Origin of the sequence: Autumnicola aciditolerans (assembly GCF_041679265.1) — a bacterium.
Taxonomy (GTDB): Bacteria; Bacteroidota; Bacteroidia; order Flavobacteriales; family Flavobacteriaceae; genus Autumnicola.
Genome location: NZ_JBGFSM010000005.1, coordinates 94,362 through 118,509 on the forward strand (window position 1 = coordinate 94,362; position 24,148 = coordinate 118,509).

Consider the following 24,148-nt stretch of genomic DNA (forward strand, 5'->3'; position numbering starts at 1 on the left):
ATGACCTGGGCGAGTATAAAAGTGTCGGTTTAGATAAAAACCTATTAAATTTCTTATTTTACATATAAATAATCCAAATTAAAATCTGAATTCCCAGATTAAAGTATTGTTGAATGACAGAACCTGTAGAAAATATTCAAGTTGATGCCGTTATCACCTGGGTGAATGGAAACGATAAAAACTGGCAAAAAAAGATAAATGCTTATTCTGATTCTAAAATAAATTTCTCTTCTGAAAATCATCTTAAACGCTACAATTCCATTGGAGAAATTAACATTGCCATTAGATCTATAATTAAATTTGCTCCTTTTATTAAAAATATTTACCTGGTAACCGATAATCAAAAGCCCCAATCCTTCGCTTCCCTTAAATCCTTAGCTCAAGAAAATGGTGTAAACCTGGAACTGGTTGATCATAAAGTTATTTTTAGGGGATTTGAAGAATACCTGCCCACCTTCAACTCCTGCTCCATTATATCGATGCTCTTTAAAATCCCAAATTTATCAGAGCACTTTATTATTTTTAATGATGATTTTTTTGTAATGAAAGAAGTATCAGTCAATGATTTTTTTATTAATGGAGAGCCAATTATTAGAGGTAAATGGCAACTTTTCAATGAAAACAGACCATTAAGAAAAATCTACCGTAAGGTTTTGACCTATTTGAATATTCCTGTAAAAAATGACAAAATTAGCTTTAAAAAACGCCAGCAAAATAGTGCCAAATTGGTACAAATGGATAAATATGTAAGGCGTTTTCACACTCCTGTTAGTGTAAGAAAGTCAACTCTAATAAACTTCTTCAAAAAAGATCCTACTTTACTTAGAAATAATATACAGTACAGGTTTAGAAATAAAAATCAGTTTCTTATTTCTTCCTTATCTGAGCATTTAGAAATCAAAAACAATACTTATCATTACCGAAATTATCCACAGTTGACCTACTTTAGATCGTATAAGAATTTACGTCTAACCAGGTTAAAGTTGAAATGGTTTAAAAAAGATCAGAATAAACTCTTTATCACCTTTCAAAGTTTGGATATGGCAAATGATGAAACATTAGACTATATATTAAATTGGATTAATAAAAGATTAAGTAAAAACTAAGATTTTCTGATCATAAAGTAGATATTATATATTTAATACAAATAACCTAAAGGTTCTCGCCTAAGATCCTAATCCCTTACTTTGGCTGAAAGTAATAGAAAAGAAATAGGTAGCAAACTATTTAGGACTTTTGCTATAGTAATTAGAACAGCATTAATAATTGTATAATTTTTGAAAAGAATTAAAATTTAAATGGAGAATCTCACTGCAATAATTAAAGGAAAACAAATACCCAAGGGTAAAGTTAAGGTGAGTGGTGCAAAGAACTCCGCTACCCGGTTATTAGCTGCATCCCTTATCGCGGATGAGGAGGTGAGACTAGAAAATTTTCCTACTGAACTTGTGGATGCAAACCACAAATTCGATTTTATAAGAGCATGCGGTGGACGGATAGAGGTAAACAGGGCAGAGGAAACTGTTTTTGTTGATCCTACTCATTTGGAAGATAGGCTACTTACTGATTATAACTATCCAATCCGAACCACTTATCTTTTAGTACCTGGATTGTTAAAAAAATCAGGTAATGCAAAAGTACCTTACCCTGGAGGTTGCAAGATTGGCGATAGGGGCTATGACCTTCATATAATGGTTTGGGAACGATTGGGTGCAACAGTAGTCGAAAAACAGGACTACATTGAAGTTAGTGCCAAAAATGGTCTTACGGCAGGTGAAATTGATTTTCCTATCACAACGATAGGTGGTACTGAAAGTGCATTAATTTGTTCTTCAATAGCTGAAGGAACAACAATAATTAAAAATGCTTATATCTCGCCAGAGGTAGAAGACCTCATCAAATTTCTGAGAACTCTCGGAGTGAAAATTAAAGTAATTGGAAATAGTTTTGTAGAGGTTACTGGAAAAAAGTATTTACAAGGGTCCATATTCCAGGTGATGCCCGATAGAATTGAAGCCCTTACCTGGATTGTGTATGGAGTGTTATCCAAAGGTGATATCACTATAGAAGATGTCCCCTTTAATACGATGGAGATACCACTACGGCACCTCAAGGAAGCAGGAATCGATTTTTATAGAAATAGCAGGAATATCCATATTTCACCTAACTGCTTAATTAACGGGGCTATACAACCCTTTGAATTAGCCACAGGAACTCACCCTGGTATTATATCTGATATGCAGCCATTTTATGTGCTTTTAGGATTACATGCAGATGGAATTAGTAGAATATTTGATTACCGGTATCCGAAAAGATTAAAATACTGTGAAGAATTAATTAAAATGTATCCAGGCAAAGTTGAATGGGAAACAGGTAAGATTACTACTAGGGGTAGCAAAAATACGCTGCCTGTTAGTTCGACGGTCGTTTCTACAGATTTAAGAGGAAGCATGGCCTTGGTGTTAGGAGCTTTACTCGCCGAAGGTGAATCTACCATCAAGAAGGTAGAAATGGCTCTTAGAGGTTATAATAATCTGCAGGAAAAATTGCAAAAATTAGGGGTTGAAATAAATATTGAAGGTTAATTTAAAGAACAATCAATGATAATCACTAATGATCAGGACCTTAAACTGTATAACAGTTACAGAGTAGCATCACGATGTAGAAGAGCATTTTTCCCGGAAACTGAAGAAGATTTTGTAACAATCTATAAGAATTATGCCGATAGAAAAAAAGTTATCTTGGGAGGAGGTTTTAACGTTATTCTGTCAAAACCATTTTATGAAGAAGATTTTATTATAATAGGTCCGGCTTTTTCCAGGACCAACCTTATCGATGAAACAATTATAGAAGCAGAAGCTGGGTTAGATATGAAATCCCTCAGTGAACTGGCAAAGGCTAATGCTCTTATGGGTCTAGAAATATTTTATGACATACCCAGTTCTTTAGGAGGGGCTGTTGTAATGAATGCAGGAGCCAGTGGTATTGAAATCAAGGATGTATTAATAAAGGTGCGCTATTTAGATCTCGAAGATTTACAAATAAAGGAATTTTTGAATGCGCAGATTGGGTTTGAATACCGCAATAGCTTTTTTCAGAAAAATTTAGATAAAATTATCCTGAAAGTATGGTTGCGCTTACAAAACGGAGATCCTAATAAAATTCAACAGGACATGGAGAGGATCAAAGAAAGCCGATGGGCAAAACAACCAAAAGATTCTCCAAATGCCGGAAGTGTATTTAAGAGGCCTGAGGGATATTATGTTGGAACTATGATAGAAGAATTGGGCCTTAAAGGATTATCAATAGGTGGTGCACAAGTCTCAGAAAAACATGCAGGGTTTATTGTTAATAAATGCAACGCTTCTGGCCAGGATATTATAGCGTTAATTAATGTTATTCAGGCAAAGGTTTGGGAAAATTACAAGGTCAAATTAGAGGTGGAACAACGAATAATCTAAGTTTAGAATTACTTTCCACAAAAATGACGGGCAATACCGTTTGTATGTAGAAAATTGCACTAGGGCACATGACGCTCCATTAATTCTATATATCTAGTTATTTACTCCTAAGCTTTTTCTTCAACATCTCCTTTTTATGTCGCCTGTTAAAAAAATTTTGATTGTATTGCCACATTTTCTCAAAAACTTCAGTTTCGGGTTTTCCAATAAGCGCCGCATATTCTTTAGCCATAATCTTAAACTTTTCCATATCTGAAGTTAATCGGGCAAAATTTTTCATCCGCTCCGTGAAGTTAAGCGGTTTAAATTTCATTCTGTTTAAATCTACCAGGTAGAACTGGTAATTGCCATCATTAAGCTGAATTAATGTATTCCCCGGACTATGATCTAAAAATTCGATATTGTTTTCATGTAACTTGAAGGTGAACCGGGTAAAAGCGCAAAGGATATCTTTGTGCCCGGGTATGCTTAGATCTAAATCCCTAAAGGTTAAATCGTAACCTAAATGCTCACTCACATAAAAGCTTTCTGTAAGGGCGCCTTTACTGGTCTCCTCTGCAAAAGCAACAGGTTTAGGGGTACCTATTCCTTTATTAATAAGTTCCTCTGCAAATTTAAACGAACGTTCAGCTTTAGATTCTCTAAAGTACACATATACGTACCTGTTGATGAAATTGGGCCTTTTAAAAGATTTAATATTGAAATTTTTTCCATCTTTTTCAACCACTTTTATATGATTTCTGCGATGTTTCTTGCCAGCAAAAAAAGATTGGCCTACCGAGTTGAAATTCAACAGAATTTCTTCAATATCCTCTTTAGGTAACTCATGATATTTAGAAGTGAATATCTTCATCAACTTATCAAATTAAAGTTTTTGGAACAATCCCGACTGCGGAATTAGCCTGGCATAAGAACAAAGTTTCGCAGTGTAAATTACTATTTTTGCGATCGCAATAAATAATGCCTAATCAAAAACTTAGGTTTACGATATTTGGCAAATATAACCATTGCTTCAACCAAATAGAGAAAGACCTCATGAAAATCCTTCATTTATCAGCGGTAAGAAACTGGGGCGGCGGGGAGAAACATCTGGAAAACCTCTGCCTTGAGTTGGCTGATAATCATCCTGAAGTAAGAACTATTATTCTTTGCAGAAAAGGCGATATTCTTGAGCAGCGCCTAAAAGAAAAAAATATCAGGCATACTACTGCCCGGGTTTTTACCAATTTCGACTTAAGGTATGCTTTTAAAATCATTCAGATTTGCAGGAAAGAAGGGATAGATCTTATTCACATTCATGATCCAAAGGCCCTGGCACTGGCCATTGTCGCAGATAAATTTTATAATCTTCCGCCTTTCATATTCAGCAAAAAAACCTCTTTTCCCATCAGGCAGAGAAAAAGTACTCTATATAAATACAATTACCCCAAAATAAGGCGAATTTTATGTGTTTCTGAAGAAAGCAGAAGAGTGATGGCGGGTAATGCTGAAGAATTTAAACTGAAGCAAATTTATCATGGATTCCGGCCCAAACAGGAACAGGAGAGATTAAGTTTTTTGAAAATAAGAGAAAAACTGCAAATTCCTAAAGGCAAAACAGTTATTGGTAATATTGGCAACCATACATGGCCTAAAAATCTTGAAACATTCCTGGAAACTGCTTTCCACCTCATTTATAATGAGAGGCGCAAAGATATATATTTTGTCCAGATTGGTAATTTTGGCAGAGAAACTTCCGGGTTGCAGAAAAAACTGAAGGAGCTCAACCTGGAAGAGTATTTTCGCTTCTACGGCTTTATAGCCGATGCCTCTTCCCTTTTACCTGCTTTTAAGGTTTTAACCCTTACCTCTCAAAGCGAAGGCCTGCCCAATGTTTTATATGAAGCGGCCTACTACAAAATTCCCATTGTGTCCACAAATGTGGGAGGAATTCCCGAAATTGTGCAGCATAAAGAAAGTGGCCTTTTAGCTGAAGCTTTTAATCCGGAAGAAATTGCAAAAAACATCCTCTTCATTTTAGCAAATAAAGAAAGTGCAAAAAAATTCACGGAAAAAGCTTATGATAAGCTACTTAAAAAATTCACTACCAAACAAATGGCCAGGGAAACCCTGGAAGTATATAAAGAGGTATTAAATGAAAGATAACTTTAAAATTGAAATACAGGAAACCATACAGGTTCTAAAACGCGGCGGTACCATTCTCTATCCCACAGATACGGTTTGGGGAATTGGTTGCGATGCTACAAATCCCGATGCCATAGACAAGGTTTTTGCTCTTAAAAAAAGAAGTGAATCCAAAGCGCTAATTTGTATGGTTTCAGACTTTAAAATGCTGAACGAGTACATAGAAAATATCCCTGAAGTTGCTTACGATATACTCAAGTATGCCGCCAAACCTACCACTATTATTTATGATGATCCCATTCGTGTGGCAGAAAATCTGATCGCTGAAGATAATTCCCTTGCTATAAGAGTTACTAAAGACCCGTTTTGCAAGGAATTGATAAGAAGGTTCAGGAGGCCCCTGGTCTCTACTTCGGCAAATATCAGTGGAGAGAAAACTCCTGAATCCTATTCCCAAATAACTCCTGAAATTTTAAAAGGTGTGGACTATGTAGTAAATTTGCAGCAGTCAAAAAAATCTGCCAAACCCTCAGCAATTATTAAGTTAAGCAATGATGGAAAGGTTAAAGTAGTAAGAAAATAATTTTTCTGCTACAAGTTAACAGTTGAATACCAAAGTTAGCAATTGTTACAGCAATAATTGGTTTGGGTATTTAGGATAAGTTGGATGTTGACCAAAGGCCTAATCAGAGTTTGAAAAAGAAAAACAGTGCAAAATTATAAAGAAGCCTTACACCATAAAATTTTCAAAGTTATTTCCCGGGCATCGCAGGAACTCCACCTCGAATCCTACGTTATAGGGGGTTTTGTTCGGGACCATCTTTTAAAGCGCGGAGATCCTAAAGACATTGATGTGGTTGCCGTGGGCAGCGGTATAGAACTTGCCAAAAAGGTTTCTGAAATCTTACCACACACCCCAAAAGTTCAGATCTTTAAAAATTATGGCACTGCCATGCTACGCGCTTTTAATATGGAAATTGAATTTGTTGGCGCCCGCAAAGAAAGTTACCGCGAAAACAGCAGGAATCCAATCGTGGAAGACGGCTCTCTGGAAGATGACCAGAACCGGCGTGACTTTACTATCAATGCACTGGCCCTTAGCCTGGAAAAGGAAAATTTTGGAGCGCTTTTAGACCCCTTCAACGGCCTCGAAGATTTAAAATCTCAAATAATCAGGACGCCGCTTGATCCAGATGTCACTTATTCTGATGATCCCCTGCGCATGCTTCGCGCCATACGTTTTGCCACACAACTCAATTTTAAGATTGAAAAAACTTCCCTGGATGCGATTAGGGAAAACCGGAAAAGGATTAAGATCATTTCCAAAGAGCGCATTGTAGAAGAACTAAATAAAATTCTGCTTTCAGAGAAACCCTCCATAGGCTTTGCACTGCTCCATAAAACCGGACTTTTAAAATTAATTTTGCCAGAACTTACTGCTCTGGAAGGAATAGATGAAATTGAAGGGCAACGCCATAAAGACAATTTCTGGCACACTCTTGAAGTGGTAGATAATATTGCTGAAAATACTGATGATCTCTGGCTGCGCTGGGCTGCCCTTTTACATGATATAGGAAAAGCACCCACAAAAAAGTTCCATAAAAAAATAGGCTGGACCTTTCATGGGCATGAATTTGTTGGGGCAAAAATGGTATTTAAATTATTTAAACGCATGAGGTTGCCGTTAAATGATAAGATGAAGTTTGTGCAGAAAATGGTATTGATGAGCTCCCGCCCCATTGCTATTGTAGATGATAATACCACCGACTCTGCCGTGCGGCGGCTTGTTTTTGATGCCGGTGATAATATTGAAGATTTGATGACACTCTGCGAAGCAGATATCACCACCAAGAACCCAAGGCGTTTTAATAGGTACCACAATAACTTCAAAATTGTAAGGCAAAAGATAAAGGAAGTGGAAGAGCGGGACCATATTCGTAATTTTCAACCACCGGTTAGCGGGGAAGAAATTATGGAAACTTTTGCGCTAAAGCCGTCACGGGAGGTTGGCCTTATTAAGGATGCCATAAAAGAAGCAATTCTGGAAGGGGAAATTCCAAATCAATATGAAGCTGCTAAAAATTTTATGCTGAAAAAAGGCGAAAAACTTGGTTTAAAGCCGGTAAGTAGTGAATAATGAATAGTAAATGCTGAATGCTGAATGCTGAATGCTGAATGCTGAATAAAGTTTAGAAAAATATCAGCCATAATATAATATTCCCGCCAAACATTTGTAAGGACGGCAGTCCCACATCTAAATATCTTTAAAAAGTGTATCGAAAATCTGTAAAAATATCGCTAATCCTGGTCTATTTAGTCATAATTGCCGGGGCGGTGGTAAGAATGACGGGTTCTGGCATGGGCTGCCCGGACTGGCCAAAATGCTTTGGATACTACATCCCGCCTACTGAAGAATCTGAACTTTTATTTCAACCGAATAAAGTTTACCAGGAAGGGCAGGTAATTATTGTGAATGAAAACCTTAAAGTGGCAGCATCAGACTTCACCTCTTCTGAAGCATACAACCCCAAAGACTGGGAAAATTACATAAAACATGATTATGCCATTTTTAACCCCACGCACACTTGGGTGGAATATATCAACAGGCTGGCCGGGGCACTGGCTGGGCTGGCTGTTTTAATTATGGCCATTCTTTCTATTACAAAATGGAAATTCCGCAAGAGAATTACCCTTTTTTCCTGGTTAACGGTTTTTCTGATGGGATTCCAGGCATGGCTGGGCGCAACAGTAGTATATTCGGTACTTGCTCCTGCCAAAATCACCATTCACATGCTCATGGCATTGCTCATAGTGGCTATTTTGCTTTATCTCATTTATATTTCTTCTGAAAAGCAACGGGAACACTTCAGCAAAAAAAGTTTTAAGAATCTGCTCATTTTTGCTATACTTCTCACCCTGGTGCAGGTGGCAATTGGTACGCAGGTGAGGCATTATGTAGATGAACAGGTAAGATTGCTGGGGTATGGCACAGAAGATTTATGGCTGCAAAATCCCAATTTCACCTTCTATTTCCATCGTTCTTTTTCTCTGCTGGTGCTGCTGGTTAACCTGTTGCTGTGGTGGCAAAACAGGAAATTCGGTTTAAATTTTTCTAAAATTAACTGGATTGTCTTTTTGATCCTGTGCGAGATCGCCACCGGTATAGCCATGTTCAATTTCCACTTTCCTTACCTCAGTCAGCCTTTGCACCTGGTTATTGCATCGCTGTTTTTTGGAGTACAGTTCTATATGTTAATGGAATGCCTTCATGCCCCTAAAAACTACAAAAGTTCGTAACTTTGCGACCTAAAATTTACAGCTATGGTTTATAGATTTAGAGTGATTCTTGATGCAGAGGAAGACGTTTTTAGAGACATAGAGCTGCTGCAGGACAGCACCCTGGAAGACCTCCACAATACCATCGTACAATCTTTTGGTTTTGATGGTACAGAGATGGCTTCTTTTTATGCAAGTGATGAAGACTGGAACCAGGGAGAAGAATTTTCTCAGTTTGACATGGGCGGGGAAGTTCGCCTTATGAACGAAACCAGCCTGGATAGTATACTTTCTGAAGACGACACCAGATTGATCTATGTTTACGATTTCTTTAATATGTGGACTTTTTTAGTGGAGTTAGCTGAAATTGCCGAACCGGAAGACACTATAGACTACCCAAACCTGATGTTTGTACACGGACAGATTCCTGCCAATGCCCCGGAAAAAGAGTTTGTTGCTGAAGAGGAAGAAGGAAGTGCCGATTTTGATGATGATTTTGACATTGACGATTACGACAACCTCTCTTTTGATGAAAACTGGAATTAGCCATAAGCCCTTTCCAGCATTTATACGCAGCTTTATAGTTTTCATCTAAAATTTTCAAAAACATTCACAATTTGTGTTTGGCAGAAAATGAAAACCCGTTTGTTAATTGAAGTTTTCAACAAATTCTCTGAACCTTTTTTTAAATTACAGCCTTAATTTTTCACTTATAACTTTTAACCTTTCGACTTTTAATGATCAACCTTTTTAATGCCCAAATTGAATCGCTTTCCATCCACCGTGTGGGAAACAAGAGCAGGAACGAAGGAATTTTTCTTTCTGCAAGTCCTTATAACCTTGAAGACGAAATTAAACCGCTTATCAAAGAATTTTTCCTGAAGTCCTTCCGCGAAAAAGAAGAAAATTATTATCACTTTATTCACGAAGCCGATCTGGAATTTAACGAGCTCTTCAATTTTGCCAATGCCATTTTTGACGATCCGGGGCAGATCCATGAAGTTTCCAAAAAAATTACCACCCTCTTATTTGAGCAGTCTTCCCACCCGCACATTAAAAGCGGGGAAGTTTATCTGGTTTACTTTGAAAACATGCAGCTGGACAATGAAAAAATGCCTGCCATTGGCATCTTTAAATCTGAATTAAAGCATGATTTTCTTCAGTTTGAAGAAAAAGGAAGCGTGCTGGATATGATCGTGCAGCAGGGAATAAACCTGAACAAACTGGACAAGGGAGCACTTATTTTTAACAAAAACCGGGCGGAAGGTTACAAGATCCTTTCGGTAGATTCCAACCGGTACGATACTAAATACTGGCTGGAAAATTTCCTGGGGGTAGATGTACTGGCTGATGAAAACTTTAACACCAAAAACTACCTCAACTTCTGTAAGAATTTTGCTAAAGATGTAGTTCTTCCTGCGGAAGATAAAAAAGAAGAAGTCATGTTTATGAACCGGAGCATGGACTACTTCGCTAAAAATGACAAATTTGAAGAAAGCAATTTCCTTAACTCTGTAATCGATAATCCGCAACTGTTGCCGGAATTCCAGAACTACAAGGTTGAAAAAGCCCCGAAATACAAGATAGAGGATTTATCAGATTTTCCCATCGCGAACACTGCGGTTACCGCCGCCAGAAAGAAGATCAAAAACGTGATAAACCTGGACACCAATATCCAGATTAAAATGGACTTCGTAAACCCTGAATCTGCTGAAAAATTTGTAGAAAAAGGCTGGGATGAGGAGAAACAGATGTATTACTACCTGGTGTACTTTAATAAAGAGGAGAAAAGCTGATATCAATTGATAATTAACAATGGACAATAGAAAATAAAGAAGCTCCCCTACTATCTAAACCCCTTGAATGACTTGTCTGAAAAGTGGTCAAAGGTTTTAAAGTTCAGAGTGTGCAAAGTTCAAATAACTGATGAGAAAATTTTCCATTTAAAATTCAACATAACACCCCCCTAATTTTTAAGAAGGCGTGGCTGAAGGCCGGAGTGGTTACTAGCTCAACAGACGCTTCATATTTACATCTTCATAATTGCGCTTCACAAAATCCAGGGCGGTCCTTAAAATTTGCCCCATGGTACTGGCGCTTTTAAACTTCATATCTGTGGTATATTTATAAAGATCCTGCCGGAGTTTTTTTACATTTTCTCCGGTAGAAACATGATCGTTAATCATACACCTGATAAGTTCCTTATACCTGCTCTTGGTATTAATGATACGCTTTGCAAGCAGGGAACGTTCTTCTTTCCTGTACTGCTCAATAGAAGATTCTTGCAGCTTTTCTGAAACCAGTTTTACCATTTTATAATTTTCTTTAAAAAACTGGGGCCGGTAGACCTTTAAATCTCCTTCATAACATTGCTGATCAAAATCTATGGCCCGTATCTGGTATTCCACGTGGTCAAAATCGTGGGTAGGAATAACCACGTAATTATAGGAACGCATATCGCCAAGCAGTCGCACGGTACAGCGTTCATTAAATTTCACAAACTGTTTTGCAATTTGTGTTTGCGCCCGGTTATCGCAGGCAGGAAGATGGTCATCTATAAACACGTCCCCGGGAATTCCTGCAATATGCTCTTCAATTAAGGTTTCTTTATAAACCAGAAAGTTGATACGGTGTGGGGAAAGCAAATGCTCAAATTCAAGCCCGTAGATCCTGGAAGCATCGGCCTTTTTTACATAAAAATAGGTAAAACTATCATTCAGGATATTCCGCACTTTTATCCTGAAGGGTTTTGAGTTTCCAAACGTGCAGTAATCTATCGCATCAATATTTAGAAACTCCAGGGAATCATCACTTCCGTCCGAATGTAAAATAGTGTAAACCTTCTTTAAACTATTGTCAATTTCGGTACGTTCATGATCGGGATAATAGCAGCGCACCCAGAAGGTGTCTTCTTCATGCTGGTCATAAACTACTATGGAACCCGAAAACCTGAGCAAATCTTCATAAAAAACCGGGATCATGGTATTACGGTTGTATTTTGCCAAATACCTGTTGAAGCGTTCATTTATAGGAAAGGAAGGCTTCTTTTTTGACATTAATTTCTGCTGCATTTTCTATCGGTTTTAGCCAAAAATACAGTTTCTAAGGCTAAAATTGTAACAAACACGCGGTTTACTCGTCATATTCAAAACATTTCTTCAATTTTGGAAACAATTCTCAGCATAAACAATCTTACCAAAAAATACGGGTCCCTTACGGCGGTAGACAATTTGTCCTTCAGTATAGAAAAGGGGAATGTTTACGGTATTTTAGGCCCTAACGGAAGCGGAAAATCCACCACACTGGGTATGGTTCTTAACGTGGTAAATAAAACCAGCGGCGATTTTCAATGGTTTAACGGTAAGGAATCCACGCACCAAGCCTTAAAAAAAGTGGGCGCAATAATAGAGCACCCCAACTTTTACCCTTATATGACGGCTACTCAAAACCTGAAGCTCGTTTGTAAAATAAAGGATGTGCCCAGTGAAAAAATTGAGGAAAAACTGGAAATTGTAGGCTTGCTGGACAGAAAAAACAGCAAGTTCAGGACCTATTCCCTGGGAATGAAGCAACGGCTGGCTATTGCCTCTGCCCTGCTTAATGATCCTGAAATTCTTATTTTAGATGAGCCCACCAACGGCCTTGACCCACAGGGAATTCATCAGATTCGCGAAATTATAAGAAAAATAGCATCCACGGGAACAACGATTTTGCTGGCCTCGCACCTCTTAGATGAAGTAGAAAAAGTGTGTTCTCACGTGGTTATTATAAGAAAAGGAGTTAAACTCTATACCGGGCCTGTTGACGGAATTAATGCCAGCCACGGCTTTTTGGAAATGAAGGCTAAAGATACTGCCTTGTTATGCGAAATGCTAAAAGCACATCCGGGTATAGGCAAGGTTACAGCCAAAGAAGATCTTGTAACTGCTATTTTAAAAGATCCTTTAGATGCTGAAGAAATCAATAAATATTTGTTTGAAAAAGGACTCTTTTTATCCTATCTGGTAAAACGAAAAGAAAGCCTGGAAGAACAGTTCCTGCAATTAACTAACCAAACAAATAACGCCTGATGTTACGACTCTTAAATATAGAATTTCATAAACTACGATACAGCAGATCGGCAAAAGTACTTACGCTCACCTATTTTATCCTGATTACATTTATAGCTCTAATCGCTTCCATTGAATTTCCTATAGGCGATATGAATTTTAGAGTGGCAGACCAGGGGATTTTTAACTTTCCGTTTATCTGGCATTTTAACAGTTACATCGCGGCAATGCTGAAGTTATTCCTGGCCATTGTGATTGTTTCCATGATGTCTAATGAATACAGCAACCGTACCCTGAAGCAAAACCTAATAGACGGGCTTAGCAAGAAGGAATTCGTGCTTTCCAAGTTTTTAACGGTCATAGCATTTGCAACTGTTTCTACCTTATTTCTGTTTATAGTTTCCCTGTTGCTGGGCCTTTCTTTTTCAGATTATACCGAATTTTCCATTATTTTTTCAGATTTGGAATACCTGGTAGGTTATTTTGTGAAGCTAACCGGATTCTTTGCATTTTGTATGTTCCTGGGAATCCTTGTAAAACGTTCGGCTTTCGCCCTGGGTTTTCTTTTTATTTGGTGGATCCTGGAAAGTATTGTTTACGGAGTTCTTAAATGGAAAATTTTCCGCGACAGCGATACTGCAGACCAGATTGCCAGATTCTTCCCACTGGAAAGTATGGCAAACCTCATTAAAGAACCTATTACAAGGCTTAATGCAGTACAAGCCGCTGCCAGCCAGATAGGTTCTGCTTTCGAAAAAGATTATGGCGTTCACTGGTATCAGCTGCTCATTGTGATTATCTGGACAGCTATTTTTGTTTTTCTTTCTTACAAATTGTTACAAAAGCGGGATTTATAATATCTTGGGTGGTATTTCCCTGGATATGAAAACTAAAATTCACCTTATAATCATCTTTTGCCTGTTTTTGCAAAAAGCTACAGCACAGGAAGAGGCTGCCGTCTGGTACTTTGGAGACCATGCCGGGCTGTCATTTACTTCCGGGGCTCCTGTTCCTTTATACAACGGGCAGATACAAACAGTGGAAGGCTCCGCTTCCATTTCAGATAAGAACGGAAATTTGCTGTTTTATACCGATGGGTCTACAGTGTATGATCGCAATCATGATATTATGCGCAATGGGAATAATTTAAAAGGAGACGTTTCCAGCACCCAGTCTGCAATTGTAGTTCCAAGGCCTCGCAATCCCGGCCATTACTATATTTTTACCATAGATAAACCAGATTACTATTTAACACCACAGGATCCTATTGAGGGCGTGAATTATTCTGAAGTGGACATGTCTCTATACAGCGGGCGTGGTGCTATTATTCAGAATAAAAAGAATATCCATCTTCTCACTTATACTCCATCTGATCCTCTTGAGAATGAATACAAAAGTTCAGAAAAAATTTCCGCAGTAATTGGAGGTGACTGCATGTCTTACTGGGTGGTAACGCAATTCATGAATAAATTTTATGCTTTTAAGGTAACTCCGGCCGGAGTAAATACTTCACCTGTGGTTTCGGTTATTTCCAATAATTTCCCACCAATTATTACCCAGGAAGATATGAATGTTGCGGCAGCAGGTTACCTGAAGATCTCTCCGGACGGCAAGAAGATTGCTGCCGCCTATACCGCCACTTCTCTTCAAAATCCCGGAGCTCAAAACGGCAGCAAAAAGAATGGTAAAATTTTTCTTTACGACTTTGATGATGTTACGGGAAAAGTAAGTAATGAAACTTTATTAAAAGACCGTACCTATCCCTACGGAGTGGAATTCTCCCCATCCTCTTCCAAACTTTATGCTACCATCAATGTGTATGGAGAAGATGATGTCCTGCAAAGAAGCCAGTTGCTACAGTATGATCTTGAAAGTCCTGATATACCCAATTCTGAAGCAGTAGTACACTCTTCCCGAAACGTGGCCGGCGCCCTGCAGTTAGCCATTGACGGAAAGATTTACCGAGCAGGTTACCCTACCGATGGCGGGGGATATTTAAGCCATAATTTTCTTTCAGTTATAAATAATCCTGAAAATGCAGCTGCCAATGTAGATTATGACCATAATTCCATTGATGTTTCTCCAAATAATGTAAAGCTTGGGCTGCCACCTTTTGTGCAGTCCCTGTTCAACAATAATTTTGATGCTGAAAACTTCTGCCTGGGGGACCTCACCACTTTTACTATTGAAGGAGATAAGGACTACGACAGTGTAGCATGGGATTTTGGCGACGGCACCTCTTCTTCTGCTGAAAATGCCACCCATATTTACGATGCTCCCGGCACCTATACCGTCATTCTTTCCAGGTTCACCAATAACATTCCCCAGGATCCTGTATGCAAGGAAATTACAATTATTGGAGTAGATCAAAATATTGATGAATATACCGTGACACAGTGTGATGTTTTGGATAATAACCCTAATGATGGACTGGCAGATTTTAACCTGCAGCTGGCCCGGGATTATATTACCGGCAGCAACAATAATCTTCGGGTGCTTTTTTATGAAGATCTGCAGAGCGCCAATTTAGATAACCTTAATCAAAATGGATTGCCGGATATTTATCGCAACACCACTCCTAACCAGGTTCTTATTGCTAAGGTAACAGGTTATGATGCTGAATGCTCAGGGATTACCCGGGTAAAACTGGAAACTAGTCCGGGAACTCCTATTGGAGGCGGAATTGCAGTAGGTTGTGAAATTGATAATGGAGAAGCCCAATTTGATCTTGGTACAATAGAAAATGATATTAGAAATGACCTTGGCTTACCGCAAAATGTGGAGTTAAGCTTCCATACCACAGAGAACGACGCCATTTTAGGGGAAGATCCTCTTCCTGAAACTTATATTTCTAATGCCACCACTTTAAATATCAGGGCGAATGCACAGGGAGTTTGTTACGGTTTTGGTACCCTAGAACTTCAGGTGGTGGAATTTCCGGATATTCCCCCGCAAAATTTCCTGCAGGTTTGTAATTCTGAATTCCCGGTAGAATTAGGCTCTGAAATAATTTTACCTAACCCCGGAAATTATTCTTTCGAATGGAGCACCGGGGAAACCTCAAATTCCATAATGGTTAACCAGGCTGGTATTTATACCCTTACTGTTACTAATACACTGGCTGGCTGCGACAGAACTGTAGAATATTCTGTTGAAGAAAGAGCAGCACCAGAAATTACAACTATTGATATTGATAACAATGGTGCTACCAGCCTGGTAACAATAAACACTGATCTTGAGGATGCTGAATTACTGTATGCCCTGGATGATCAAAACGGCTCTTTCCAGTCCTCTCCTGTTTTTAGAAATGTCCCCGGCGGCACACATATGGTTTTTGTACAAAGTGAAGATGGCTGCGTAGCCAAACAGCAGCAATTCAGCGTTTTTGGTTATCCCTCTTTTTTCACCCCTAATAATGACGGGTATAATGACAAATGGAAGCCTTTTGATTTGGATGATCCTGAATATGATATTAAGAATATTTATATTTTTGACCGGTATGGCCAGCTTCTAAAGCAGTTAAATCCTGAAGGCGAAGGCTGGAATGGCACGTTTAACGGCCATCCCATGCCATCTGACGATTACTGGTTTGCCATAAGTTTTACCAGCGGAAAGGAAATTAAAGGGCACTTTACCCTAAAAAGAGCAAACTGATCTTCTATACTTTTAATAGGCACGGGAATTGCTTATTTTTGTGAGGCTTAGAAAAAGAAACTCATGAAATTCAGAATAGAATCAGATTACAAACCTACGGGAGACCAGCCGCAGGCAATTGATCAACTGGTGAACGGTATCCGCAGAAATGACCGCTACCAGACTTTACTTGGGGTTACCGGCTCGGGAAAAACCTTTTCTGTGGCCAATGTGATCCAGGAAGTTCAAAAACCCACACTTGTACTGGCGCATAATAAAACGCTTGCCGCTCAGCTGTACTCTGAATTTAAACATTTTTTTCCTGATAATGCCGTGGAGTATTTCGTGAGTTATTATGATTACTATCAACCGGAAGCTTTTATTCCCACTTCGGGAACTTATATTGAAAAGGATTTATCCATAAACGAAGAAATTGAAAAACTCAGGTTGAGCACGACCTCATCCCTGCTTAGCGGCCGCCGGGATGTACTGGTGGTGGCTTCGGTTTCCTGTCTTTATGGTATTGGCAACCCCGTTGAATTTAGGAAAAACGTGGTTTCCATAGAAAGGGATATGAATATTTCCCGCACTAAATTGCTGCATAAACTGGTGCAAAGCCTTTATTCCAGGACAGAGGCTGAATTTACCCATGGAAATTTCAGGATTAAAGGGGACACCGTAGATATTTTTCCAAGTTATGCCGATAATGCCTTCAGAATTCATTTTTTTGGAGATGAAATTGAAGAAATTGAAGCTTTTGATCCCGGCACAAATGATGTAATTGAAAAATACGACCGCCTGAATATTTATCCCGCCAACATGTTTGTAACCTCACCGGATGTGCTGCAGGGCGCAATACGGCAAATCCAGGATGACCTGGTAAAACAGGTGGATTATTTCAGGGATATTGGGAAACACCTTGAAGCAAAACGCCTTGATGAAAGGACTAATTTTGACCTGGAGATGATCCGTGAATTGGGCTATTGCTCCGGAATTGAAAATTATTCCCGTTATCTTGACGGCCGGCAACCCGGCACCCGCCCTTTCTGCCTGCTGGATTACTTTCCGGATGATTATCTTATGGTGGTAGATGAAAGCCACGTTACCATTCCTCAGGTACACGCCATGTATGGCGGTGACCGTTCCCGTAAAGAAACGCTGGTGGATTACGGCTTCCGGCTGCCTGCGGCAATGGATAACCGCCCGCTGAAATTTGAAGAATTTGAAGCCCTTCAAAACCAGGTGATCTACGTAAGCGCGACTCCTGCAGATTACGAGCTTCAGCATAGCGAAGGGATTTACGTGGAGCAGGTGATTAGGCCTACGGGTTTACTTGATCCTATTATTGAAGTTCGTCCCAGCCAGAACCAGATAGATGATCTTATTGAAGAAATCCAGATAAGGATTGAAAAAGATGAACGCATCCTGGTGACCACCCTTACTAAAAGAATGGCCGAAGAACTCACGAAATACCTTACCCGAATTGACATTAGGTGCAGGTACATCCATTCTGATGTGGATACGCTGGAAAGGGTGGAAATCATGCAGGACCTTAGAAAAGGTTTATTTGATGTGCTTATTGGCGTAAATCTACTAAGGGAAGGGCTGGATTTACCGGAAGTTTCACTGGTTGCTATTATAGATGCAGATAAAGAAGGCTTCCTTAGAAGCAACCGCTCGTTAACCCAAACTATAGGGAGAGCGGCAAGGCACGTAGATGGAAAGGCAATTTTATATGCTGATAAAATTACAGACAGTATGCAGAAAACCATAGACGAAACGGAGTATCGCCGGCAAAAACAGATTGCTTATAATGAGGAAAATAATATCACCCCTACTCCACTGGCTAAAAAGCTGGATAGTGCGCTGGTAAAACAAAAACTAGATGTATATGATTACGAACGCCCGCAGACTTTAAAAGCGGCAGAGGAAGAAGTCGAATTTTACAGCAAGGGGCAGCTGGAGAAAGCTGTTCGTGAAAAAAGAAAGGCCATGGAAGCTGCCGCAAAAGAGCTGGATTTCATGGAAGCTGCAAGATTAAGGGATGAAATAAAGATGCTACAGGGAAAAATTAAGGATGAAGCTTAAAACTTTCAAAATAAATGATTTAAAATGATTTTATTAGCCTATATTCATTTCACCAAAACCATAATGCGCTAAAGTGATTGCAAAAACAATCACTTATGAAAATTCTAGTTACATTTCTTTTTATTATTTCCCCATTTTTGATCTTTGCCCAGGTAGGAATAGGCACTACAGATCCTAAGGCACAGCTGGACATACTTGCTACAGACCAGGCAAATCCGGCACCCATAGATGGAATCTTGATTCCACGAATTGATAAGTTTCCTGCAGCAAATCCCGGCGTTGACCAAAATGGAATGCTGGTTTTTCTTTCCAAAGACCTACCAAATTTCACTGCCGGATTTTACTACTGGTCCGCTCTGGATTCCGGCTGGAAAGCAATGGCCGCCAATTCGGCTGCTTCAAACTTTTATAAACCGGGAACAACCATAAGTCCCAATAATATCATAGATCCGGCGTATCGCGAAGGTGGTATTGGTATAGGAACAGACCAGATTTCTTCCAAACTTCAAATCGCTATTCCCTCTGGCAAAGACCTCAACATCAAAAAAACTGTGGAAGTTGATAATAATAACTCGGCTACAGATAACCTTACCACTTATGGAATTGTAAATGATAACCGCAGCGCTACCAACGGGACAAAATATGGCATTAAATCTAATGTTGGAGGAACAGGCACGGGAATTCATTATGGCATCTTCAACGAAACGTATCAAAATACAGGAACAAATGACATCTATGGAATCTTTAACCGTGTAGGCCGCACCTTTGGGGCCAGAAGTAAAAATTACGGTCTTTATTCAGAAATTGGGACGGTACAGGGTGTAGGTGACATTTACGGAATTTATAGTGTCGCTTACGGCGACAGCAATTCTAATGTTTTCGCGGGATATTTTGCAGGAAGATTAGGCATTGGTATTACACCAGATGTAGAGTATGTATTGCCGGATAGCCGCGGGCTGGAAAATCAGGTACTTGTAACCGATAAAGTTGGTAAGGTAAACTGGAAACATCCTGGAGCGGTGAATTATGTTTCTACAGAGGCCATTACTGGGGATTATCCTATTGGAGAGGAAGTGGGGACTTTACGCATCAACAACCAGGTTAGCGGACTTATAATTCCAAAGGCTTCAGAAAATAAGGGCAGGGTAATCACACTGGTAGGCTGGCCAGCGACAGCAGCAAAAAACCTCATCTTTCAGGGAAGTGACAACTTGCTGGATATTGCAACCAATACCCAGGTTACCACTATAAAAGGTGGCCAGAATTACCAGATCCAGAGTGCCGGAAACCGTTGGATAATGCTGCTTAAATATCCCAATTAAAAAAGGCACCCTTGCAAAAGGATGCCTTTTAAGACGGTTAATTTGAAGCTTATTAGGAAATTTCTATCAATCTTTTAGCCTGTACTTTAGCTTCTTCCCGCTTTGGTAAAGCAATTTGCAGCACACCCTCATTATAGCTGGCAGAAATTTTTCCGCTATCTACAGAGTCTGGTAAACTAAAGGACCTTTTAAAGGTGCTGTAGCTAAATTCTTTTCTGGTAAACCTTCCGTTGTTATCAGAAGTTTCATTTTCTTTCTTTTCTTCAGAAGAAATGGTTAAGACATCATTGTCTAACTCAATATTAAAATCTTCTTTCTTTTTTCCCGGAGCGGCTACTTCAACAGAAAAAGCATCATCTGTTTCATGAATATTTACCGCAGGAATGCTTGTTCCAATACTGTTTACATTAGTAGTTCCTCCTAACCAATCGGTTCTAAACATATCGTCAAAAACCGATGGCAGCCAGTTGGCCTCATTTCTTTTTATTAAACTCATAATGAAATATTTTAAGTTATTATTTTTTGTTTTCAAATTCCTTAAAGCAATTTAAATTCCATTTTAAATTTTATGACAATATGACTAAAATACTTGAATTAAAACTGACACAATGACATTTAAATACTCCTTATAGTGTCTTTTGTTCCAGAAATTTCCCGGAACTGTTGCATATTTGCCTACATTTAGGAAATCATAAAACTATATGAAGCAATTCTACTACAGAACCAAATCCTTTTTTAACACTATTGAAAGTAAGATCGCCTTCTATCCTACGCTGCTTACGTTTTGCGGGGTGCTTTTTGCAATTATCATGATGCTTATGGAGAACAGGGGTATTTCCAGGTATTTGGTGGATCACGCGCCCATTCTTGTAGTAAATAATGGTGATACAGCCAAAACCATTCTTAGTTCATTTATTTCGGGGCTCATTTCTGTAGTGGTATTTAGCTTTTCAATGGTAATGTTATTGCTTAGCCAGGCTTCCAATAATTATAGTCCACGGCTCCTCCCAGGTTTGATTTCAGATAAAAAGCACCAGCTGATTCTTGGAATCTATCTATTCACTATTCTATACTGTATCTTTATATTATTTACTATTCAGCCCACAGGGAATAAGTACCAGGTGCCGGGATTTTCTGTGCTGCTAGGAATTATTTTTACGGTGATTTCCATTTACGCTTTTATTTACTTTATTCATCATATCTCCCAGAGCATTCAAATTAGCAATATCCTTCAAGGTATATTTAAAACGGCCGAAGTTTCCCTTAAAGAACTTGTTGATGACGAGGAAAAGGTAGTAGAGAACTTTGAAACTTCCGAAAAATGGCATGAGTATCATACCGAAACCAGTGGTTATCTTCAGAATGTATCTTTTACCAATCTGGTAAATATTTGTGAAAAGGAAGACACTTTATTACATATTCTACCTGTTAAAGGAATTTTTGTGCTAAAGGGAATTCCCATTTTTAAATCTAAAAAAAGATTAGATGAGAAAACTGTGAAAATTATCCTTTCCAATTTTAATTTTTCCCGGGAAGAACTAGTATCAGATAACTATACTCTCGCTTTCAAACAAATTACTGAAATTATTGTTAAAGCCATGTCTCCAGGAATTAATGACCCGGGAACGGCAATTAACGGGATAGATTATCTTACAGAATTGCTCTCCCTAAGAATGCAAAAAAAGGATAGCAGCGTAATTAGAAGAGATAAAAAACTCTACATTAAGATGAGTGTGGTTACTTTTGAAGAACTGCTGTATAATATTATGGCCTCTATCCGCACCTATTGCAAACATGATATTATCCTTGTGCAAAAATTACTCCTTATGTTCCATTATTTGCTGAAGCAGGAGCCTAAAGATGATAATTATACGCGTACAATTAAAAAAGAAGCCACTAATTTACTTAAAGATGCAAAAGAGGCTATTGCTAATGAAGGAGATGTGGAAAAAGCCAATAATATGGCTGAAAAGCTGAATTTATTTCTATAATTCTTCCTGTATCAATTACCTTTGTAGCTATGGCATTAACAAATAACGATATTTTTAAAAAATTAAGGGTAGCTCATAAATTACGTGATGAGGATATTGTAAACATTTGCGCGCTCGTTGATTTTAAAGTCACAAAAAGTGAACTTGGCGCAATTTTCAGAAATGAAAATCATCCCAAATATGTAGAATGTGGAGACCAGTTTCTGCGGAATTTTCTAAACGGACTTATTATTCACCTTCGTGGGCCAATGCCTGAAAAGAAATGAGACTGTAGACTGTAGACTGTAGACTGTAGACTGTAGACTGTAGACTGTAGACTGTAGACTGTAGACTGTAGACAAAATTAAAAAAAGGGAGTTGAACCACACGCTCAACTCCCTTTTTACTTTTTCCTGATAAAATTTATCTTACCAGTTTCTTGTATTTAATACGCTTCGGCATTACGTCACCGCCAAGCCGTTTTTTCTTATTTTCTTCATAATCTGAGAATCCGCCTTCAAAGAAGTACACCTGGGAATCGCCTTCAAAAGCGAGAATATGAGTACATACTCTGTCCAGGAACCAGCGGTCGTGAGAAATAACCACCGCACAGCCGGCAAAATTCTCCAAACCTTCTTCCAGGGCACGCAGGGTGTTTACGTCAAGGTCGTTGGAAGGCTCATCCAGAAGCAGTACGTTACCTTCTTCTTTTAAAGTCATGGCCAGGTGCAGCCTGTTGCGCTCCCCTCCTGAAAGCATGTTTACTTTTTTATTTTGCTCACTTCCGCTAAAGTTAAACCTGCTCATATATGCGCGGGAATTCACCTGGCGTCCGCCCATCATTACCAGTTCCTGTTCATCGCTAAAGTTTTGCCAGATGGTTTTTTCAGGATCAATATCAGAATGGCTCTGATCTACATAGGCAATCTTGGCGGTCTCTCCTACTTCAAAATTCCCTTTGTCCGGCTGCTCTTCACCCATAATCATCTTAAAAATAGTAGTCTTACCGGCACCGTTAGGGCCAATAACACCAACAATTCCTGCTTGTGGAAGTTTAAAATTAAGATCTTCATAAAGCAGTTTATCACCAAAGGCCTTGCTTACCCCCTTGGCCTCGATCACATTTGTTCCCAGACGAGGGCCATTTGGAATGTAAATTTCAAGCTTTTCATCCACCTGTTTCTGATCCTGGCTCAGCAGCTTATCATAATTATTTAGACGCGCTTTTTGCTTCGCCTGTCTACCTTTTGGGTTCATCCTGGCCCATTCCAACTCTCTTTCCAGCGTTTTCTGGCGCTTACTTGCCTGTTTCTGTTCCTGGGCCAGTCGTTTAGATTTTTGATCGAGCCAGGAAGAATAATTCCCTTTCCATGGAATTCCTTCTCCCCTGTCCAGTTCCAGGATCCAGCCCGCAACATTATCAAGGAAGTAACGGTCGTGCGTAACCGCGATCACCGTTCCTTTATATTGCGCCAAATGATGTTCCAGCCAGTGTACCGATTCGGCATCAAGGTGGTTGGTTGGCTCATCCAGAAGTAAAATATCAGGCTCCTGTAACAGCAAACGGCAAAGGGCAACCCGACGTCTTTCCCCTCCGGAAAGCACTCCTATTTTCTTATCGGCATCGGGAGTACGCAAAGCGTCCATTGCAATTTCCAGTTTGGTATCCAGTTCCCAGGCATTGGTGGCGTCAATTTTATCCTGAAGTTCTGCCTGCTTGTCCATAAGCTTCTGCATTTTATCTGCATCTTCATAAACTTCCGGCAGCCCAAACATGTCATTAATCTTATTGTATTCGTCCAGAACCGCAACAGTTTCTCCAACACCTTCTTTTACCACTTCAAGAACTGTTTTTTCGTCGTCCAGTTTTGGCTCCTGTTCCAGGTACCCTATGCTGTAACCTGGAGAGAAAACCACATCTCCCTGATAATTGCTGTCTTCCCCGGCAATAATCCTTAGTAAGGTTGATTTTCCTGAACCATTTAATCCAAGGATCCCTATTTTGGCCCCATAGAAAAAGCTCAGGTAGATATTCTTTATAACCGGCGTATTCGCATTTTTATAAGTTTTGGTGACTCCGGACATGGAGAAAATCACCTTTTTATCATCTGCCATATTTTTAAAATTTTCTGCTGTTAGTTTTCCCTAAAGAGTATTTTTCACCTTCTCCGGGTGATTGCAAATATCTTAAATTTAAGCCAGATAATATTATTGAGTAAGGAAAT

The 24,148-nt window shown here is 39.1% G+C and carries 20 protein-coding genes; 16 read left to right on the top strand and 4 right to left on the bottom strand.

Features of this window, described 5'->3' with window-relative positions:
* Positions 1–113 precede the first annotated feature (113 nt).
* The 3 genes from AB8M93_RS06595 (at position 114) to murB (ending at position 3,461) form a co-directional block, all read left to right on the top strand.
* On the top strand, positions 114–1,106 hold the full coding sequence (locus tag AB8M93_RS06595) for a Stealth CR1 domain-containing protein (protein WP_373056785.1): 993 nt from the start codon (positions 114–116) through the stop codon (positions 1,104–1,106).
* A gap of 192 nt (positions 1,107–1,298) precedes the next feature.
* Positions 1,299–2,585: a UDP-N-acetylglucosamine 1-carboxyvinyltransferase gene (locus tag AB8M93_RS06600; protein WP_373056786.1), complete on the top strand. Its 1,287-nt coding sequence runs from the start codon at positions 1,299–1,301 to the stop codon at positions 2,583–2,585.
* 15 nt (positions 2,586–2,600) lie between these two features.
* On the top strand, positions 2,601–3,461 hold the full coding sequence (gene murB, locus AB8M93_RS06605) for a UDP-N-acetylmuramate dehydrogenase (RefSeq protein ID WP_373056787.1): 861 nt from the start codon (positions 2,601–2,603) through the stop codon (positions 3,459–3,461).
* 97 nt (positions 3,462–3,558) lie between these two features.
* On the opposite strand, the gene AB8M93_RS06610 is transcribed toward murB, so the two are convergent.
* Positions 3,559–4,314 carry a lipopolysaccharide kinase InaA family protein gene (locus AB8M93_RS06610; protein WP_373056788.1) on the bottom strand — a complete coding sequence of 252 codons (756 nt, stop codon included), beginning with the start codon at positions 4,312–4,314 and terminating at the stop codon, positions 3,559–3,561.
* A 182-nt stretch (positions 4,315–4,496) separates the two neighbouring features.
* Between AB8M93_RS06610 and AB8M93_RS06615 the strand changes: the two genes are divergently transcribed.
* The 6 genes from AB8M93_RS06615 (at position 4,497) to AB8M93_RS06640 (ending at position 10,657) form a co-directional block, all read left to right on the top strand.
* On the top strand, positions 4,497–5,606 hold the full coding sequence (locus tag AB8M93_RS06615; protein ID WP_373056789.1) for a glycosyltransferase family 4 protein: 1,110 nt from the start codon (positions 4,497–4,499) through the stop codon (positions 5,604–5,606).
* Positions 5,596–6,168 carry an L-threonylcarbamoyladenylate synthase gene (locus AB8M93_RS06620; protein ID WP_373056790.1) on the top strand — a complete coding sequence of 191 codons (573 nt, stop codon included), beginning with the start codon at positions 5,596–5,598 and terminating at the stop codon, positions 6,166–6,168. The genes AB8M93_RS06615 and AB8M93_RS06620 overlap by 11 nt, the downstream gene beginning before the upstream one ends.
* A 126-nt stretch (positions 6,169–6,294) precedes the next feature.
* Positions 6,295–7,722, top strand: coding sequence for a CCA tRNA nucleotidyltransferase (locus AB8M93_RS06625; RefSeq protein ID WP_373056791.1), 1,428 nt, complete (start codon positions 6,295–6,297; stop codon positions 7,720–7,722).
* 134 nt (positions 7,723–7,856) lie between these two features.
* Positions 7,857–8,882: a COX15/CtaA family protein gene (locus tag AB8M93_RS06630; RefSeq protein ID WP_373056792.1), complete on the top strand. Its 1,026-nt coding sequence runs from the start codon at positions 7,857–7,859 to the stop codon at positions 8,880–8,882.
* Between the two features lie 24 nt (positions 8,883–8,906).
* Positions 8,907–9,407 (top strand): IS1096 element passenger TnpR family protein, encoded by a 501-nt coding sequence (locus AB8M93_RS06635; protein ID WP_311535490.1) that lies wholly within the window; start codon positions 8,907–8,909, stop codon positions 9,405–9,407.
* A gap of 191 nt (positions 9,408–9,598) precedes the next feature.
* On the top strand, positions 9,599–10,657 hold the full coding sequence (locus tag AB8M93_RS06640) for a nucleoid-associated protein (RefSeq protein ID WP_373056793.1): 1,059 nt from the start codon (positions 9,599–9,601) through the stop codon (positions 10,655–10,657).
* A gap of 210 nt (positions 10,658–10,867) precedes the next feature.
* Here the strand turns inward: AB8M93_RS06640 and AB8M93_RS06645 are convergent, their stop codons facing one another.
* On the bottom strand, positions 10,868–11,932 hold the full coding sequence (locus tag AB8M93_RS06645) for a hypothetical protein (protein ID WP_373056794.1): 1,065 nt from the start codon (positions 11,930–11,932) through the stop codon (positions 10,868–10,870).
* A gap of 93 nt (positions 11,933–12,025) precedes the next feature.
* On the opposite strand from AB8M93_RS06645, the gene AB8M93_RS06650 reads away from it, so the two are divergent.
* The 5 genes from AB8M93_RS06650 (at position 12,026) to AB8M93_RS06670 (ending at position 19,953) form a co-directional block, all read left to right on the top strand.
* A complete protein-coding gene (locus AB8M93_RS06650; RefSeq protein ID WP_373056795.1) occupies positions 12,026–12,931 on the top strand; it encodes an ABC transporter ATP-binding protein in 906 nt (301 codons plus the stop codon).
* Complete coding sequence (locus AB8M93_RS06655; protein ID WP_373056796.1) at positions 12,931–13,767, top strand: ABC transporter permease; 837 nt, start codon at positions 12,931–12,933, stop codon at positions 13,765–13,767. The genes AB8M93_RS06650 and AB8M93_RS06655 overlap by 1 nt, the downstream gene beginning before the upstream one ends.
* A 25-nt stretch (positions 13,768–13,792) precedes the next feature.
* Positions 13,793–16,564 carry a T9SS type B sorting domain-containing protein gene (locus tag AB8M93_RS06660; protein ID WP_373056797.1) on the top strand — a complete coding sequence of 924 codons (2,772 nt, stop codon included), beginning with the start codon at positions 13,793–13,795 and terminating at the stop codon, positions 16,562–16,564.
* Between the two features lie 63 nt (positions 16,565–16,627).
* Positions 16,628–18,631: an excinuclease ABC subunit UvrB gene (gene uvrB / locus AB8M93_RS06665; protein WP_373056798.1), complete on the top strand. Its 2,004-nt coding sequence runs from the start codon at positions 16,628–16,630 to the stop codon at positions 18,629–18,631.
* 95 nt (positions 18,632–18,726) lie between these two features.
* Entirely contained in the window at positions 18,727–19,953 is a 1,227-nt protein-coding gene (locus AB8M93_RS06670; RefSeq protein WP_373056799.1) for a hypothetical protein, read from the top strand.
* Positions 19,954–20,005: 52 nt separating this feature from the next.
* Here the strand turns inward: AB8M93_RS06670 and AB8M93_RS06675 are convergent, their stop codons facing one another.
* The gene (locus tag AB8M93_RS06675; RefSeq protein WP_373056800.1) at positions 20,006–20,449 is read right to left on the bottom strand and encodes an Hsp20/alpha crystallin family protein; all 444 of its coding nucleotides are present in this window, start codon (positions 20,447–20,449) and stop codon (positions 20,006–20,008) included.
* A gap of 205 nt (positions 20,450–20,654) precedes the next feature.
* Here AB8M93_RS06675 and AB8M93_RS06680 point away from each other — a divergent pair, with 205 nt between their 5' ends.
* A complete protein-coding gene (locus tag AB8M93_RS06680) occupies positions 20,655–21,944 on the top strand; it encodes a DUF2254 domain-containing protein (protein ID WP_373056801.1) in 1,290 nt (429 codons plus the stop codon).
* A 29-nt stretch (positions 21,945–21,973) separates the two neighbouring features.
* Complete coding sequence (locus AB8M93_RS06685) at positions 21,974–22,210, top strand: DUF1456 family protein (RefSeq protein WP_373056802.1); 237 nt, start codon at positions 21,974–21,976, stop codon at positions 22,208–22,210.
* Between the two features lie 136 nt (positions 22,211–22,346).
* Here AB8M93_RS06685 and ettA read toward each other — a convergent pair whose 3' ends face one another.
* Positions 22,347–24,038, bottom strand: coding sequence for an energy-dependent translational throttle protein EttA (gene ettA, locus AB8M93_RS06690; RefSeq protein ID WP_373056803.1), 1,692 nt, complete (start codon positions 24,036–24,038; stop codon positions 22,347–22,349).
* Between the last annotated feature and the right edge of the window lie 110 nt (positions 24,039–24,148).

What these genes read in the sequence shown, in the direction of transcription:
- AB8M93_RS06595 (WP_373056785.1), top strand. Translation starts at nt 114, where the DNA reads ATGACAGAACCTGTAGAAAATATTCAAGTTGATGCCGTTATCACCTGG.
- AB8M93_RS06600 (WP_373056786.1), top strand. Translation starts at nt 1,299, where the DNA reads ATGGAGAATCTCACTGCAATAATTAAAGGAAAACAAATACCCAAGGGT.
- murB (WP_373056787.1), top strand. Translation starts at nt 2,601, where the DNA reads ATGATAATCACTAATGATCAGGACCTTAAACTGTATAACAGTTACAGA.
- AB8M93_RS06610 (WP_373056788.1), bottom strand. Translation starts at nt 4,314, where the DNA reads ATGAAGATATTCACTTCTAAATATCATGAGTTACCTAAAGAGGATATT.
- AB8M93_RS06615 (WP_373056789.1), top strand. Translation starts at nt 4,497, where the DNA reads ATGAAAATCCTTCATTTATCAGCGGTAAGAAACTGGGGCGGCGGGGAG.
- AB8M93_RS06620 (WP_373056790.1), top strand. Translation starts at nt 5,596, where the DNA reads ATGAAAGATAACTTTAAAATTGAAATACAGGAAACCATACAGGTTCTA.
- AB8M93_RS06635 (WP_311535490.1), top strand. Translation starts at nt 8,907, where the DNA reads ATGGTTTATAGATTTAGAGTGATTCTTGATGCAGAGGAAGACGTTTTT.
- AB8M93_RS06640 (WP_373056793.1), top strand. Translation starts at nt 9,599, where the DNA reads ATGATCAACCTTTTTAATGCCCAAATTGAATCGCTTTCCATCCACCGT.
- AB8M93_RS06645 (WP_373056794.1), bottom strand. Translation starts at nt 11,932, where the DNA reads ATGCAGCAGAAATTAATGTCAAAAAAGAAGCCTTCCTTTCCTATAAAT.
- AB8M93_RS06655 (WP_373056796.1), top strand. Translation starts at nt 12,931, where the DNA reads ATGTTACGACTCTTAAATATAGAATTTCATAAACTACGATACAGCAGA.
- AB8M93_RS06660 (WP_373056797.1), top strand. Translation starts at nt 13,793, where the DNA reads ATGAAAACTAAAATTCACCTTATAATCATCTTTTGCCTGTTTTTGCAA.
- uvrB (WP_373056798.1), top strand. Translation starts at nt 16,628, where the DNA reads ATGAAATTCAGAATAGAATCAGATTACAAACCTACGGGAGACCAGCCG.
- AB8M93_RS06670 (WP_373056799.1), top strand. Translation starts at nt 18,727, where the DNA reads ATGAAAATTCTAGTTACATTTCTTTTTATTATTTCCCCATTTTTGATC.
- AB8M93_RS06675 (WP_373056800.1), bottom strand. Translation starts at nt 20,449, where the DNA reads ATGAGTTTAATAAAAAGAAATGAGGCCAACTGGCTGCCATCGGTTTTT.
- AB8M93_RS06680 (WP_373056801.1), top strand. Translation starts at nt 20,655, where the DNA reads ATGAAGCAATTCTACTACAGAACCAAATCCTTTTTTAACACTATTGAA.
- AB8M93_RS06685 (WP_373056802.1), top strand. Translation starts at nt 21,974, where the DNA reads ATGGCATTAACAAATAACGATATTTTTAAAAAATTAAGGGTAGCTCAT.
- ettA (WP_373056803.1), bottom strand. Translation starts at nt 24,038, where the DNA reads ATGGCAGATGATAAAAAGGTGATTTTCTCCATGTCCGGAGTCACCAAA.